This is a genomic window from Arthrobacter sp. Cza30, from assembly GCF_059090765.1.
The window spans coordinates 100,017-113,572 of the sequence record NZ_JBNHGA010000002.1 but is presented as its reverse complement, the minus strand read 5'-3'; the positions used below and the strand labels follow the sequence as shown (position 1 = coordinate 113,572).

Sequence of the window (13,556 nt, the reverse complement as noted above, 5' to 3'; positions counted from 1 at the left end):
TCTCTCTTCGACAACCAGGCGCCCCTCAGGAGGATTCACGTATGAGCATGATTGAGCTGTCCATCGAGGACAACATCGCCGAAGTGGTGCTCAACGCGCCGGGCAAGATGAATGCGCTGGACGAGCAGGCGGTCAATGACCTGGGCAAGGCCTACGACGACGCCGCCGCCGCCGGCGTCCGTGCGCTGCTGCTCCGGGGCGAGGGCCGCGGATTCTGCGCCGGCCGCGACATCTCCGCGGTGGACCCGGCGACCGACGACGCCTACGGTTACCTGTCCGGCGTCGTCACCCCGGTGCTGCGGAAGATGGCGGAGTTCCCCGCGCCCACCTTCGCCGCCGCGCAAGGGGCGGCGCTCGGCGTCGGGCTCGGCCTGCTGATCGCCACCGATGTGGTGTACGTGGCCGACAGCGCCAAGATCGGCTCGCCGTTCGCCAACCTGGGGGCCACCCTGGACTCGGGCGGGCACTGGCTGTTCACCGAGCGGCTCGGCGCGCACCGCACCCTGGACCTGATCTACACCGCCGAGCTGATGAGCGGCGAGGAGGCGGTGAGGGCCGGGCTGTTCAGCCGGGCCATGCCGGCGGACGAACTGCTGGAGACCACCCGCGGCATCGTGGGCAAGGTGGCCCAGGGCGCCACCGGCGCGTTCCGGGCGTCCAAGGAGCTGGTGGCGAACATCCGCGACCAGCGGCTGGGCCTGTGGCTGGCCACCGAAGAGGAAAACGCCGCGCAGGGCCGGCTGTGCAAGAGCGACGACTACGCCGAAGGCTTCAAGGCCTTCCAGGAGAAACGCCGGCCGGTCTTCAAGGGCTGACGGCCGACCGCGGCCCGCGCCGCGCGGCACCGGCCGCGCGGCCAGCCCGTGCCGCGCGGTTAGCCTGTGCCCGCGCGGTGAAAGGGTAGGCTTCCACGCGAAGCCCGTTCGCGCCGCCGGGTTGCCCGGTCGCTGCTCCAGGAGTCACATGAATGCCGCCCCGCCAGCCGTCACCACCGTCGCCTGCCCCGACCGGGGCCTGATGGCCGCCCTGGAACCCCTGCCCGCGGGGATCCGCACCGTCTATTGGGATTTCGACGGCGACCCCGAGGACGCCCGGCCCGAACAGATCGAGGTCGTGGTGCTGCCGTACCCGGACATGTCCCGGGCGGTCGCCGGCCTGCCGAAGCTGGCGAACCTGAAGCTGGTGCAGGCCCAAACCACCGGGGTTGACGGGATAGCCGCCGTCGTCGGACCGGACGTCGCCATCGCCAGCGCGGCGGGAGTGCACGCCGCCGCGACCGCCGAACTCGCCGTCGGGCTCGTGCTTGCCTCCTTGCGCGGGATCGACGTCGCCGCGCGCGACCAGCCCGAGGGACGGTGGCGCCACGTGCGGCGGCCGTCGCTGGCGGACCGCAAGGTGCTGCTCGTCGGCGTGGGCGGCATCGGCCGCGAAATTGCGCGCCGGCTGGAGCCCTTCGACGTGCAGCTGACCCGGGTGGGGACCCGCGCCCGGGACGACGGCGACGGCCACGTCCACGGCACGGACGAGTTGACCGAGCTGGCCGCGTCCCACGAGGTGCTGATCCTCATCACCCCCCTGACGGACGCCACCCGCGGGCTGATCGACGCGGCGGTACTGGCGGCCCTCCCGGACGGTGCGCTGGTGGTCAACGTCGCGCGCGGGGCGGTGGTCGACACGGCGGCCCTGACCGCGGAAGTCGTCTCCGGCCGGCTGAAGTGCGCGTTGGACGTCACCGATCCCGAACCGCTGCCGCCGGACCACCCGCTGTGGCGGGCCGCCAACGCGCTGATCACCCCGCACCTGGGCGGCGACACCACGGCGTTCGAACCGCGGATCGTCCGGCTCCTGAAGAATCAACTGGCGGCGGTCGCAGCCGGCCGGGCACCGCAGAACCTGGTGCAGCCGGGCCGCTTTCGGCCCTGAGTCCCCGAATGCCCCGCCCGTGGCCTGCCGAGGCGCCCGGGTCTGGACAACAGTCCCGGCCCGCGGGCAGGATGAAGGCGGCGCGTCGGGGGCGGTGTTACGCGCCGGGAGGGAAGACCCATGGGCATCATCGTGGCCAACATGTTCCTCACCCTTGACGGCGTGTACCAGTCGCCGGGCGCGGCCGACGAGGACCCGGAGGGCGGCTTCGACTACGGCGGCTGGCAGGCTCCGTTCTTCGACGAAGCATCCGGCGAGGCGATCGGGGCGGTCATCGACCGGATCGACGCGCCGCTGCTCGGGCGGAAGACCTACGACATCTTCGCGTCCTACTGGCCCAATGCCGGCGAGGACTCTCCGATCGCGGTGAAGTTCAACGCGGTGCCGAAGTACGTCGTGTCGACGACGCTCACCGAGCCTGCCTGGGCGGGCACGACCGCGTTGCACGATGCGATGGCGGCCGCCCACCTCCGCGAGCGGCACGACGAGGTGCACGTGTTCGGCAGCGGCGACCTGTTGCAGTCGTTGTTCACCGAGGACGTGGTCGGCCGCCTCAACCTCTTTCTGTATCCGCTCACGGTGGGCAGCGGGAAGCGCCTCTTCGGCCCCGGCACCATCCCGGCCTCCTTCCGCCTCGCCGGCCCCGCCCGCACCTTTGAGAAGGGCGCGGTGGCCCTGGTGTATGAGCGAGCTGGCGAGGTCGAGACCGGCAACATGAACGAGGCCGCGGCGCCCCGGGACGGGAACGCCGGCTGAGCGCCGGAGCCCGCCGGCCGGTTCAGCGGGTGTCCAGGTCCTCGAACACCAGGAAGGTCTGGGTGTCGAGGATGCCGGGCATGGACTGGATCTGGTCAAAGATGACCCGGCGCAGGTCCACGTTGTCCACGGCACGGACCAGCAGGATGACATCGAAGTTCCCGCCGACCAGGGCGATGTGGTGCACCTCGGGAATGGCGCGCAGGGCTTCGCGCAGCTCGCGCCAGGAGTGCTGACGCAGCTTCAGGGTCACGTAGGCGGAGGCCTTTAGTCCCGCCTTGATCGGGTCCACCAACGCCGTGAACTTGGTCAGCACGCCGGCCTCGGTCAGCCGGGCAATGCGCGAGTAGGCGTGGGCGCGGGAGATGTGCACGTTCTCGGCGACGGCGGTCACGGACAGCCGGCCGTCCCGCGTCAGTTCCGCCAGGATCCGGCGGTCAATCTCGTCCAGCTGCGGGACCTTTGCGGCGGCACCGTTGGCCATCTGTCTACACCTCGCGGGGTTATCCAGCTCACATTAACAATTCGTCTCCAAGACTACGGCCAGGCAGGCAGATAATCCACGTTTTCCCGCATAAGTGGATACGAAAAGTAGCCGAATCCATACTAAAGCTACACAGTTTCTTCACCAGGGCCGCCCGCGCCGTGCGGGGCGGCAGGCAACGGCGCCCGCCGACCAAGGATTCGAGGGAGACACCATGACCATCTCAACCGGTAACCCGATCGAGGGATCGATGTCCGACCCGTCCGGCCGCCCCGGCATGGATGATCAGGTCACCGCCGAGGCCTACATGCTGCCCTCCGAGCAGCCCGTGCAGCTGGTGGACCCGGACGGGCGGCACGTCCACAACGACAAGTATCCGCTGCCCGACGGCGAAGCCCTGCTGGGCGCCTACCGCGAACTGGTGGTCGGCCGCCGCGTCAACGACCAGGCCAACGCCCTGGTCCGCCAAGGCAGGCTGGCGGTCTACCCGTCATCGCACGGGCAGGAGGCCTGCCAGGTGGCGGCGGCCCTGTGCCTGGACCGGGACGACTGGCTGTTCCCCACGTACCGCGATACCGTCGCCGTGATCGCCAAGGGCGTCGACCCGGTGCAGACCCTGACCCTGCTGCAGGGCGACTGGCACGGCGGCTACGACCCCTACGAGCACAAGGTATCGATCCAGGCCACGCCGCTGGCCACCCAGCTGCTGCACGCCGTCGGCGTCGCCCACGCCGCCAAACTCAAGGGCGAGGACACCGTCGTCGTCGCGCTCTGCGGTGACGGGGCCACCAGCGAGGGCGACTTCCACGAGGCGCTGAACTTCGCCGCCGTGTTCCACCTCCCGGTCGTGTTCTTCGTGCAGAACAACCAGTACGCCATCTCCGTCCCGCTGAACAAGCAAACGGTGGCGCCGTCGCTGGCGCACAAGGCCATCGGCTACGGCATGCCGGGCGAGCGCGTGGACGGCAACGACACCGCCGCGCTGCTGTCCGTGCTCGGCAAGGCAGTGACCCGCGCCCGCGACGGCGGCGGCCCCGCCCTGGTCGAGGCGCACACCTACCGGATGCAGTCGCACACCAACGCCGACGACGCCACCCGCTACCGCACCGACGACGAAGTGGCCGAGTGGGCGCCGAAGGACCCGCTGGTGCGCCTGCGGGCGTACCTCAGGGAACTGCATCTCCTGGACGAGGCACTCGAAGAGGAGATCGCCGAGCAGGCGGAAACCGTGGCCGCGCAGATGCGCGACGGACTCAATGCCGAGACCGACGTGGACCCGGAGGACCTGTTCCGCTTCGTCTACACCGAAAAGACCAGCCAGCTGCGCGAGCAGGCCGCCATGCTCCGCGACGAGCTCTCGCGCGAGTCGGCCTGAGCGCTGCCGCCGACCAAAGGACACACCATGAGCACAACAATGACGTTCGCCAAGGCGCTGAACACGGCCCTGGCCGACGAGATGGAAGCCGACCGCTCCGTCGTCGTCTTCGGTGAAGACGTGGGCCCGCTGGGCGGCGTCTTCCGCATCACCGACGGCCTCACCAAGCGGTTCGGCGAGGAACGCTGCTTTGACACCCCGCTGGCCGAATCCGGCATCATGGGCATGGCGATCGGCATGGCGATGAACGGCCTCCGCCCGGTGGTGGAGATGCAGTTCGACGCGTTCGCCTACCCGGCGTTCGAGCAGGTGGTCTCGCACGTGGCCAAGATGCCCAACCGGACCCGCGGCAGGGTCAAGCTGCCGATGGTCATCCGGATTCCGTATGCCGGCGGCATCGGGGGAGTGGAGCACCACTGCGACTCCTCCGAGTCCTACTACGCGCACACGCCGGGGCTGACCGTGGTGGCGCCGGCCACGGTGGAGGACGCCTACACCATGCTCCGCGAGGCCATCCGCTTCCCGGATCCGGTGGTGTTCCTGGAGCCGAAGAAGCTCTACTTCTCCAAAGAGCAGCTGGACCTCGAAGCGCTGCAGTCGCAGTGGGCCGCCCCCGGGATCGTGCAGGGGTCCGGGGCGGGGCAGGCCGGCACGGCCGAGTCCGGCAACCCGGGAGTCGGTACCGGCAGCGCCGTCGGGTCGGGCATCGGCCGCGCCGTCGTCGCCCGCGAGGGAACCGATGCCACGCTGATTACCTACGGTCCGTCCGTGCCCACCGTCATGCAGGCCGCCGCGGCCGCCGCCGAGGAGGGGCGCTCGCTGGAGGTGATCGATATCCGGTCGATCGTGCCGTTCGACGATGAAACCGTGATGGCGTCGGTGCGCAAAACCGGCCGCGCCGTGGTCGTCGCTGAGGCCCCCGGCTTCGCGTCCGTCGCCTCCGAGATCGTGGCGCGGGTGCAGGAGCGCTGCTTCCACTCGCTGGCCGCCCCGGTGCTGCGCGTGACCGGTTTCGATATTCCGTATCCCGCGCCGAAGCTGGAGCGGCACTACCTGCCCAGCGTGGACCGCATCCTGGACGCCGTGGATGAACTTCAGTGGGAGGACGCGTAGCCATGTCGCGACAGGTATTCAAACTGCCCGACCTCGGCGAGGGCCTGACCGAGGCCGAGCTGGTCAACTGGCTGGTCAAGGTCGGCGACGAGATCCGTGTGGACCAGCCGGTCGCCGAAGTAGAGACCGCCAAGTCCATGGTGGAGGTGCCCAGCCCGTTCGCGGGGACCGTCGCGGTGCTGCACGGGGCGGCCGGCGACACCCTGGACGTGGGCAAGCCCCTCATCTCGGTGGACGCGCCGGGCTACGTGCACGACGACGGCGCCCAGGCTGCCGTGCCGCAGGCACCCCGGGCGGGGGAGGCTGCCGCTGCGGTCGCGGCGGGAGACGCTCCCGACCCGGACCGCGCCGGGGCAGGCACTGCCCACCCCGACGGCGAGGCCTACCGGAGGGAGGAGCGCGCCGGGATCCAGGAGCCGGCGGAGTCCGGGTCGGGCAACGTGCTGATCGGCTACGGCACTCCCGGCGGGTCGGCGGGGTCCAAGCGCACCCGCAAACCGAAGACCGGCCGCGTTGCCGTGGCGACCCTCCCGAAGGCCGCCCCGGCGGTAGCTCCGGCGAGGGCGGAGACTCAGGAGGAACCCGTGCCGGCCGACGGCGGCCGGGCCCCGCTGGTCATCTCGCCCCTGGTCCGCAAGCTGGCCCGCGACGCCGGTCTCCGCTTGACCGACATCACCGGCACCGGCCCGGACGGCATGGTGCTGCGCAAGGACGTGGAGGCCGCGCTGGCCGGAGACACCGCCCCCGCCGGCGCAATGGCCGGAGCCCCGGCCCCCGCCACCGGCGTTGCCGGAGCCCCGGCGGAGGGTCGCACGGCGGGCGCCGTCGGCACCGACGCCCGTACCGGCCTGGGCATCGCCACCCGCACCCCGATGAAGGGCGTGCGGAAGACCGTGGCCCAGGCGATGTCGCGCAGCCGCAGCGAAATCCCCGAGGCCACCGTCTGGGTGGACGTGGACGCCACCGCCCTGTTGCAGATGCGCGCCGACCTCAAGCGCCGCGATCCGGAGAACACCCCGGGGCTGCTGGCCTTCATCGCCCGGTTCGTGCTGGCCGGCCTGGCCAAATATCCGGAGTTGAACACCCGGATGGAAGGCGAAGAGATCGTCGGCTTCGACGGTGTCAACCTCGGTTTCGCCGCCCAGACCGACCGCGGGCTGATGGTGCCCAGCGTGCGCAACGCCGACAAGCTCAGCGCCAGGCAGCTGGATACCGAGATCAGGCGGCTCACCGCCGTCGCCCGCGACGGCAAGGCCACGCCGGCCGAGCTGACCAGCGGCACGTTTACGCTGAACAACTACGGCGTCTTCGGTGTGGACGGCAGCGCCGCCATCATTAACTACCCGGAGGTGGCGATCCTCGGCGTCGGCCGGATCATCGACAAGCCATGGGTGGTGGACGGGCAGTTGGCAGTCCGGAAGGTGACCGAACTGGTGCTGGCCTTCGACCACCGCGTCTGCGACGGCGGCACCGCGGGCGGCTTCCTGCGCTACGTGGCGGACGCGATCGAAAACCCCGGCAGCGTCCTCGCGGACCTGTAGCAGCTCCCCGCCGGCCGGCGCCCAACCGGCCGGCGGCCGCCCGAAAGTTTCCCTAGCTGGCCCGTCCCCGCCGGCGCTACCCTTAGGGCATGGTCACTCTGCCAGAGGCGTACAAAAAGTACCTCTCCCGCCTGTCTGCACACCATGCCGAGGCGCTGCGGCCGGTGTTCCTCGAGTCTGCTGCCGAAGGGGAACACGGCGTGATGGTCCGTGGCATGGGCTCCAAGCATGTGCAGGCCTACGTCGACGACTCCGTGCCGTTCGGCGAGGTGCGCGAGGTGCTTCGCTCCGTCCACGAACTCTAGCGCGGGACGCTCGCCAGGAGGCCGCAGCCAGTTGGCCGCGGCCTGATGGCTGGGTGTGCCGGAGTGGTCGGCGCGGTACCGTGGCAGGATCAGGCTGCGCCGTCCGCGCGGCCGGTGTTCGACGCGACGGAGGGTGACGACCCGGATGAGCGATGCCGCCCGATCAGAGGACAAGGCCGGGGAGCCGGTGGACCAGGCCGGGGAGCCGGCGGAATACGTGCAGGTGGCACCCGGCAATTACGTGATCAGGACCCGGGAGTATCTGTTGAACTCCGGGCTGGTCGTCGGCAGGAACAAGGCCTTGGTGGTGGATACCGGTGCCGGGCCGCGGCAGGCACGGCGGATTTACGCGGCCGTACGCGCGCTGACCAAGCTGCCGCTCGTCGTCGTGAACACGCATTTCCACTATGACCACGTCTTTGGCAACGCCTACTTCGCGGCCCAGGGCGTGCAGGACTTTTACGCCCACCGCAATTGCGCGCACGACGTCGCAGAGAACGGCGTGCTCCAGCGTGAGGCTGTCGGGGAAACGGAACCCGAAATGGCGGCCGGCGACGGGGAGCATACCGGGATCAAGATGCCCAACAAGCTGGTGGACACGGAGACCACCGTCGACCTGGGCGAGGTCAGCGTCAAACTCTTTCATCTGGGCCGCGGCCACACCGACGGCGACCTGCTGGTCGGTTCGCCCACCACGCTTTTTGCCGGCGATCTGGTGGAGCAGGGCGCCCCGCCCGCCTTCGAAGATTCCTACCCGCGCGACTGGGTGGAAACGCTGCGCCGGATTTCCGGGCTGCGGCACGAGTACGACGTGCTGGTGCCCGGCCACGGCCAGACCGTCAGCGACGCCTTCGTGAAGAACATGTGCGAAACCATGACCCTGGCCGTCCGGATGGGTGAACAGGCCAGCCGCGACACTCTCGCGGACTCCACCAAGGCCATCCCGATCCTGCCCTACGGGCCCGTGCAGTCCCGCGCCCTGCTGCAGCGCCTCACCGCCAACCGCTAGGGGAGCGGCGGCGGAGGAGCGGCGGCGACGGGGAGCGGCGGCCGCAGAGCGGCGGCCGCAGAGCGGCGCCGGGTGCGGCGCCGGGTGCGGCGGCGCGCCGCGTCGGAAAGGGGGCGTCAGCCCAGTTCCAACCGCATGAGCACCCGCGGGAACCCGTTCACCACCGAGTCGGTGTCTGCCGCCTTCGTGAAGCCGGCCTGTTCGAAGAGCTTTCGGGTGCCGACGTAGGCCATGGTCAGGTCGACCTTCTTGCCCTCGTTGTCGACCGGGTAGCCCTCAACCGCGGGGGCGCCGTGCCGGCGCGCAAGGTCGACGGCGCCCGCGAGCAAATGGTGCGAAATCCCCTTGCCGCGATACCCCGGCCGCACCCGGATGCACCACGCCGACCACACATCGACGTCGTCCACGTGCGGGATCTTTCGGTTGCGCGCGAAGGCCGTGTCCGCCCGGGGATGCACGGCGGCCCAGCCGACCACCTCGTCGCCGTCGTAGGCGAGCACCCCCGGCGGCGGGTCCTGCCCGCACAAGCGCTCGACGAGGGCCCCTCGATCCTCGCCCCGCAGCGAGGCGTTGTCTTTCGACGGAAGGCGGTAGCTGAGGCACCAGCAGACGTTCGCATCGGCGCGCTTTGGCCCCAGCACGGCTTTCACATCGCCGAAAACCGTTGCCGGACGCACCTCGATGGCCATGGAGTCACTTTGCCACCGCCATCCTGTGCTGGCAATGCTCCGGGGCCGGCCGCCGGCAATGCTCCAAGGCTGACCGTTGGCTATGCTCCAAGCCCGGCCGCCGCTGCCGTTCCCGCGCGTGACCTAAAGTCGGCGCGACTGGAGGCCGAACAACCAGGTCAGGAGGGCGCTGAGCAGCATCCCGGTGCCGGTGATCAGGCCCATGCCCGCCCAGAAAAACAACGGGAGCCTGCCGGTGCCGGGGACAGGTGCGGCGCCGGCCTGTTGCGCGAGCAGGTATAGTCCCGCGGCGGCGCCGATGCCCAGCACGGCCAGCAGCCAGCACAGCCGCGGCCACCAGGCGGACGCCGCCCAAAAGCTGCCGTAGCCGGACCAGATGTTCCAATCGCTGCCGCGCCGCAGCACGACCGGGCCGGCGGCCAGCACCCAAAAGCCGGCCACCAAAAAAGCGGCCACCACGTCTGCCGGGCGGTGCCAGCCGTTGATCAAGGTAGCGGCACCGGCCAGCACGGCATACAAACCACCCGCGGCCGCGGCGAACGGCCGCCAGCGGGGCGAGGCCACCAGGAAGATGGCCAGGGCGGCAGCCGTGGCGATGGTGGTGTGCCCCGACGGCAGCGAATTGTGTTCCAGCGTGGGCACGCCGCGGTCGGGCCGGTCCAGAATAAGGTTCTTCAGAATCCACGTGGTCGCCGCCGACGCCGCGACCACCCCGACGCCGACCACCGCCGGCCCCCACCGGCGTCGTACCAAGGCCGCCACCAGCAGCACCACGGCCGCCACGGCGACGGAGATATCCGGCAGCAGGTCCAAAAAGTCCAGGAAAACGCCGCGGCCCAGCCGCCAGCCGGAGTCCGCCTCCGCCCAGGCCGATTCGTCGGCGAACTGCCCGGTGGTGGTGCGGACGAAGGCGTAGTAGTTCAGCACAAAAGCCCCCGCGCACAGCAGTGCTCCCAGCCAGAACAGGGCAGGAGCGTGGGCCGCCGGACGGCTGGAGGCGGGCCGGGAGCGGACACGGGAACGCTGCGGAGTCATCGATTCTAGGGTCGCACACAATGCTGACAGCTTCCGGGAAGGGCGCCCGCCGTACAGTTGGAGGTGATGACACCGCACCAGATTCCCGATGTTCCCGGGCTTTCCGACCGGCCGGAGCTCCCGGACCTCGCCGACCTGCTCGCCACCGCACGCGTGGTGTCGCTGCCGATGAAGGTCCGCTTCCGCGGCGTGATGCACCGCGAGGTGCTGCTGTTGGAGGGCCCGGCCGGCTGGGCGGAGTTCTCGCCCTTTCTCGAGTACGACGACGACGAAGCCGCCGCGTGGCTGGCGGCCGCGGTGGAGGCGGGTTGGCGGGGTTTTCCGGCGCCAATCCGGGACAGTGTCCAGGTCAACGCCACGGTGCCCGCGGTGGCGCCGGCGGAGGTACCCGGGGTGCTGGCCCGCTACGACGGCGCCCAGACGGTGAAGATCAAGGTTGCCGAGACCGGACAGGATGTGGACCAGGACGTGGCCCGCGTCGCGGCGGTGCGTGCCGCAGCCCCGCACGCTGCGCTCCGGGTGGACGCCAACGGCGGCTGGGACGTGCCCGCGGCGGTGGAGGCGTTGACCCGACTGGCCGGATATTCGCTGGAGTACGCCGAGCAGCCGGTCGCCGACATCGCCGGGCTGCGCGCCGTGCGGACCGAACTGAGGCGGCGCGGCATCGCCACCCCCATTGCGGCCGACGAAAGCGTGCGCAAGGCCGCCGACCCCCTGCGGGTGGCCCGCGAAGACGCAGCCGACCTGATCGTGGTCAAAGTACAGCCCCTCGGGGGCGTGCGGCGGGCGCTGGAAATCGTCGCCCAAGCCGGGCTCCCCGCCGTCGTCAGTTCCGCCCTGGACTCCTCCGTGGGAATCCGCGCCGGCGTGGCCTTGGCGGCGGCGCTGCCGGAACTTCCGTATGCCTGCGGATTGGCGACGGTGTCCCTGATGGCCGCGGACGTGGCGGCGGAACCGCTGGTGCCGGTGACCGGCAGCCTCCCGGTGCGCGACGTCGTGCCCGACCCGGACCTGCTGGACCGTCTCGCTGCGCCCGAGGACCGGCGGCAGTGGTGGCTGGAACGGCTCACGCGGACGTACCGGCTGCTGGAGCGGTGATTTAGGGGCGGGGAACGGCCGTCGGCGCGGACGTCTGCGGCCGGGGACATGCCGAATGCTCTGCCGCTCGAGGCTGCATCCGCGGCTCAATCGTGCGGTGAGCCCTGTCTGGCCTTCCCGATTCCCTGCACCGCTGGCACTTGGAACGAGCCCCTAAACTGTCCGATGCGGCCGGTAGCGTTTGGATATGGAGGGCGAGGGCGACGAGCTTCGGTTCCCGGTTCCGGGACAGGGACTGGTGATGGACCTTGGTGTGCCCTCGCGTCCGGACAGTTCCCTGCTGGAAGCGTTGCTGCAGCACGTGGTGGCAGAAGCACTGCTCCGGCGTTATGGCATCGGGTCTGATCGCGCCGGACTAATTTCGGTGCCCACTGACCCTGGTGCGTCTAGCACGGTCGACTCCGCCAGCTCGGCAGAAATTCCTTCGCCACCGGAAGCCACCGAAGGCGGGCAGCCAGCCATGCCCGAGGACGCCGAAAGCATGCCTGTGGTGCCCGAGGGCGGGGTGGGGGTGCCTGCCGTGCTGGCCGGTTTGTTGGCCGTGGTGGAGCCGGCGGAACTGGATGACGTGCAGACCATGGATTATCTTTTGGCTGCGGCGCGGGTGGAGGCGTGGGTGCAGTCCTGCCGGGTGAAGGCATTGGACCGCTTCGCCCGGCTGCGTCCAGGGATGGGCGGGGACCGCGACCCGGAAGGCTTTTCCCGCTTCGCGCACCAGGAGATCTCGGCGCATCTGTGCACCGGTGACGCCGCGGCGCGGGCCATGCTGGCCGATGCCCGGCAGATCTGCACGCACCTGCCGGGCACTCTCGAGGCGATGGGCCGCGGCGACCTGAACTTGCCGCGGGCGAAGGCGCTGGCCCGCGGCTGCGCGGACCTGCCGGCCGAATGCCTGCAGGATTTCGAGGCCGCGGTGCTGCCCGGCGCCGGGGACGTCACCCTGGATACGGCCCGGGCCCGGCGGATGCGCGACCGTCTCCACCCGGAATCCCTGGCCCAGCGGCACCGGCGGGCGAACGAGTCCCGCGACGTGCAGCTGACCGACCAGGAGGACGGGATGGCCGAGTTGTGGATCCGGACCAGCGCGGACAAGGCGCATCTGGTCTTCGACCGGATTCAGGCCACAGCCCGCTCTCTCCAGGGCCCGGGCGAGGCCAGGACCCTGCCCCAGCTCCGCGCCGACGTGTTCTGTGACCTCATGCTGACCGGCCGCACCTGCCCGGCCGGCGGGGCGGACACGACGACGGCGGACGACACGGGGCAGGCAGCGCCGGCCGCGGCACAGCCCGCCGGCAGCGGCGCCTTCGTTGGATGCGAGGCAACCGCCGTCAGCGGCAGCGGTAACTGTGGCGGTGCGTTCGGGGCCGGGGCCGTCGCGGTCCCACGGCCGACACCCGTAGGCACTGCGGCTACCCGGGCCGCACCCGGCGGCGGTAACTGCGGCGGTGGTGCGGGGCCGGGGATGCTGGTCACGGTGCCCCTGGCCACGCTGCTGGGACTGAGCGAGGAGCCCGGAGACCTGGCCGGGCACGGCCCGATCCCGGCAGACATGGGACGGGAACTGGCGCAGCTGGCCAGGTCCTGGTTGCCGGTACTCACCGACGACCACGGCCAGGCAATCGCAGCCGCACGGAAACTGCGGACTCCGCCCGACTGGCTCAAACGCCTGGTCCGGGTCCGGGACCGGCACTGCCGCTTCCCGGGCTGCCGCCGCGCGTCCAGATACTGCGAGATCGACCACGTCCAGGGGGGGGAGGACGGCGGGCCGACTGTGCCGGAAAACCTGCAGTGCCTGTGCAGCGCCCACCATGCGGCGAAGACCGCCGGGCACATCCAGGCCGAGGCCGGCCCACACGGTCAGATCACGTGGACCACGCGCACCGGCCACCGCAAGACCACCCACCCGGACGAGGGCTGGGACACCCTCCTGCCCCGGCCGAAGGAAACGGAAGCGCCAGCCACCGGCGAAAACGAAGACAACACCGACGGCGCCGCAGATGCAGCCGGAGACACCGACGGCGCCGCACCCGCCGCGGGAGACGCCGCCGCCCGCGACATCAGTGACCGCGGCGACCAGCCAACAAAACGTACGCTCGGCGGCATCGAACTGCCCGACGACAACACCGACCCCAACGCACCACCCCCATTCTGACGCCGGCGCTGCACTGCAAAAGCCGTCTGGGGTGACACTTCTGACGCCGGGACCAGCCGTGAAGAAACTCAAGCCT

General features: G+C 70.6%; 13 protein-coding genes. 10 read left to right on the top strand and 3 right to left on the bottom strand.

Features of this window, described 5'->3' with window-relative positions; translation table 11 throughout:
• Positions 1–47 precede the first annotated feature (47 nt).
• The 3 genes from AC5RVZ_RS05770 (at position 48) to AC5RVZ_RS05760 (ending at position 2,679) form a co-directional block, all read left to right on the top strand.
• Positions 48–815: an enoyl-CoA hydratase/isomerase family protein gene (locus tag AC5RVZ_RS05770; protein WP_494065495.1), complete on the top strand. Its 768-nt coding sequence runs from the start codon at positions 48–50 to the stop codon at positions 813–815.
• A gap of 148 nt (positions 816–963) precedes the next feature.
• A complete protein-coding gene (locus AC5RVZ_RS05765; protein WP_494064841.1) occupies positions 964–1,923 on the top strand; it encodes a 2-hydroxyacid dehydrogenase in 960 nt (319 codons plus the stop codon).
• Positions 1,924–2,043: 120 nt separating this feature from the next.
• A complete protein-coding gene (locus AC5RVZ_RS05760) occupies positions 2,044–2,679 on the top strand; it encodes a dihydrofolate reductase family protein (RefSeq protein WP_494064840.1) in 636 nt (211 codons plus the stop codon).
• Between the two features lie 22 nt (positions 2,680–2,701).
• Here AC5RVZ_RS05760 and AC5RVZ_RS05755 read toward each other — a convergent pair whose 3' ends face one another.
• Positions 2,702–3,163 (bottom strand): Lrp/AsnC family transcriptional regulator, encoded by a 462-nt coding sequence (locus AC5RVZ_RS05755; RefSeq protein ID WP_493978019.1) that lies wholly within the window; start codon positions 3,161–3,163, stop codon positions 2,702–2,704.
• Between the two features lie 214 nt (positions 3,164–3,377).
• Between AC5RVZ_RS05755 and pdhA the strand changes: the two genes are divergently transcribed.
• The 5 genes from pdhA to AC5RVZ_RS05730 all read left to right on the top strand — a co-directional run bounded on the left by pdhA (position 3,378) and on the right by AC5RVZ_RS05730 (position 8,506).
• Positions 3,378–4,538, top strand: coding sequence for a pyruvate dehydrogenase (acetyl-transferring) E1 component subunit alpha (pdhA, locus tag AC5RVZ_RS05750; RefSeq protein ID WP_494064839.1), 1,161 nt, complete (start codon positions 3,378–3,380; stop codon positions 4,536–4,538).
• A gap of 27 nt (positions 4,539–4,565) precedes the next feature.
• Entirely contained in the window at positions 4,566–5,651 is a 1,086-nt protein-coding gene (locus AC5RVZ_RS05745; protein WP_494064838.1) for an alpha-ketoacid dehydrogenase subunit beta, read from the top strand.
• 2 nt (positions 5,652–5,653) lie between these two features.
• Positions 5,654–7,192 (top strand): dihydrolipoamide acetyltransferase family protein, encoded by a 1,539-nt coding sequence (locus AC5RVZ_RS05740; protein WP_494064837.1) that lies wholly within the window; start codon positions 5,654–5,656, stop codon positions 7,190–7,192.
• An 89-nt stretch (positions 7,193–7,281) separates the two neighbouring features.
• Complete coding sequence (locus AC5RVZ_RS05735) at positions 7,282–7,497, top strand: hypothetical protein (protein WP_494000602.1); 216 nt, start codon at positions 7,282–7,284, stop codon at positions 7,495–7,497.
• Positions 7,498–7,642: 145 nt separating this feature from the next.
• Positions 7,643–8,506 carry an MBL fold metallo-hydrolase gene (locus AC5RVZ_RS05730; RefSeq protein WP_494064836.1) on the top strand — a complete coding sequence of 288 codons (864 nt, stop codon included), beginning with the start codon at positions 7,643–7,645 and terminating at the stop codon, positions 8,504–8,506.
• 116 nt (positions 8,507–8,622) lie between these two features.
• Here the strand turns inward: AC5RVZ_RS05730 and AC5RVZ_RS05725 are convergent, their stop codons facing one another.
• Positions 8,623–9,195, bottom strand: coding sequence for a GNAT family N-acetyltransferase (locus AC5RVZ_RS05725; RefSeq protein WP_494064835.1), 573 nt, complete (start codon positions 9,193–9,195; stop codon positions 8,623–8,625).
• Positions 9,196–9,318: 123 nt separating this feature from the next.
• Positions 9,319–10,230: a phosphatase PAP2 family protein gene (locus tag AC5RVZ_RS05720; RefSeq protein ID WP_494064834.1), complete on the bottom strand. Its 912-nt coding sequence runs from the start codon at positions 10,228–10,230 to the stop codon at positions 9,319–9,321.
• Positions 10,231–10,296: 66 nt separating this feature from the next.
• Between AC5RVZ_RS05720 and AC5RVZ_RS05715 the strand changes: the two genes are divergently transcribed.
• Together AC5RVZ_RS05715 and AC5RVZ_RS05710 are read left to right on the top strand one after the other, a co-directional pair.
• Positions 10,297–11,328 (top strand): o-succinylbenzoate synthase, encoded by a 1,032-nt coding sequence (locus AC5RVZ_RS05715; protein WP_494064833.1) that lies wholly within the window; start codon positions 10,297–10,299, stop codon positions 11,326–11,328.
• Between the two features lie 460 nt (positions 11,329–11,788).
• Entirely contained in the window at positions 11,789–13,480 is a 1,692-nt protein-coding gene (locus AC5RVZ_RS05710) for an HNH endonuclease signature motif containing protein (RefSeq protein ID WP_494064832.1), read from the top strand.
• Positions 13,481–13,556: the final 76 nt, after the last annotated feature.

Excerpts from the sequence above, each read along its gene's own strand:
- AC5RVZ_RS05770 (WP_494065495.1), top strand. The coding sequence starts at position 48 with ATGATTGAGCTGTCCATCGAGGACAACATCGCCGAAGTGGTGCTCAAC.
- AC5RVZ_RS05765 (WP_494064841.1), top strand. The coding sequence starts at position 964 with ATGAATGCCGCCCCGCCAGCCGTCACCACCGTCGCCTGCCCCGACCGG.
- AC5RVZ_RS05760 (WP_494064840.1), top strand. The coding sequence starts at position 2,044 with ATGGGCATCATCGTGGCCAACATGTTCCTCACCCTTGACGGCGTGTAC.
- AC5RVZ_RS05755 (WP_493978019.1), bottom strand. The coding sequence starts at position 3,163 with ATGGCCAACGGTGCCGCCGCAAAGGTCCCGCAGCTGGACGAGATTGAC.
- pdhA (WP_494064839.1), top strand. The coding sequence starts at position 3,378 with ATGACCATCTCAACCGGTAACCCGATCGAGGGATCGATGTCCGACCCG.
- AC5RVZ_RS05745 (WP_494064838.1), top strand. The coding sequence starts at position 4,566 with ATGAGCACAACAATGACGTTCGCCAAGGCGCTGAACACGGCCCTGGCC.
- AC5RVZ_RS05740 (WP_494064837.1), top strand. The coding sequence starts at position 5,654 with ATGTCGCGACAGGTATTCAAACTGCCCGACCTCGGCGAGGGCCTGACC.
- AC5RVZ_RS05735 (WP_494000602.1), top strand. The coding sequence starts at position 7,282 with ATGGTCACTCTGCCAGAGGCGTACAAAAAGTACCTCTCCCGCCTGTCT.
- AC5RVZ_RS05730 (WP_494064836.1), top strand. The coding sequence starts at position 7,643 with ATGAGCGATGCCGCCCGATCAGAGGACAAGGCCGGGGAGCCGGTGGAC.
- AC5RVZ_RS05725 (WP_494064835.1), bottom strand. The coding sequence starts at position 9,195 with ATGGCCATCGAGGTGCGTCCGGCAACGGTTTTCGGCGATGTGAAAGCC.
- AC5RVZ_RS05720 (WP_494064834.1), bottom strand. The coding sequence starts at position 10,230 with ATGACTCCGCAGCGTTCCCGTGTCCGCTCCCGGCCCGCCTCCAGCCGT.
- AC5RVZ_RS05715 (WP_494064833.1), top strand. The coding sequence starts at position 10,297 with ATGACACCGCACCAGATTCCCGATGTTCCCGGGCTTTCCGACCGGCCG.
- AC5RVZ_RS05710 (WP_494064832.1), top strand. The coding sequence starts at position 11,789 with ATGCCCGAGGACGCCGAAAGCATGCCTGTGGTGCCCGAGGGCGGGGTG.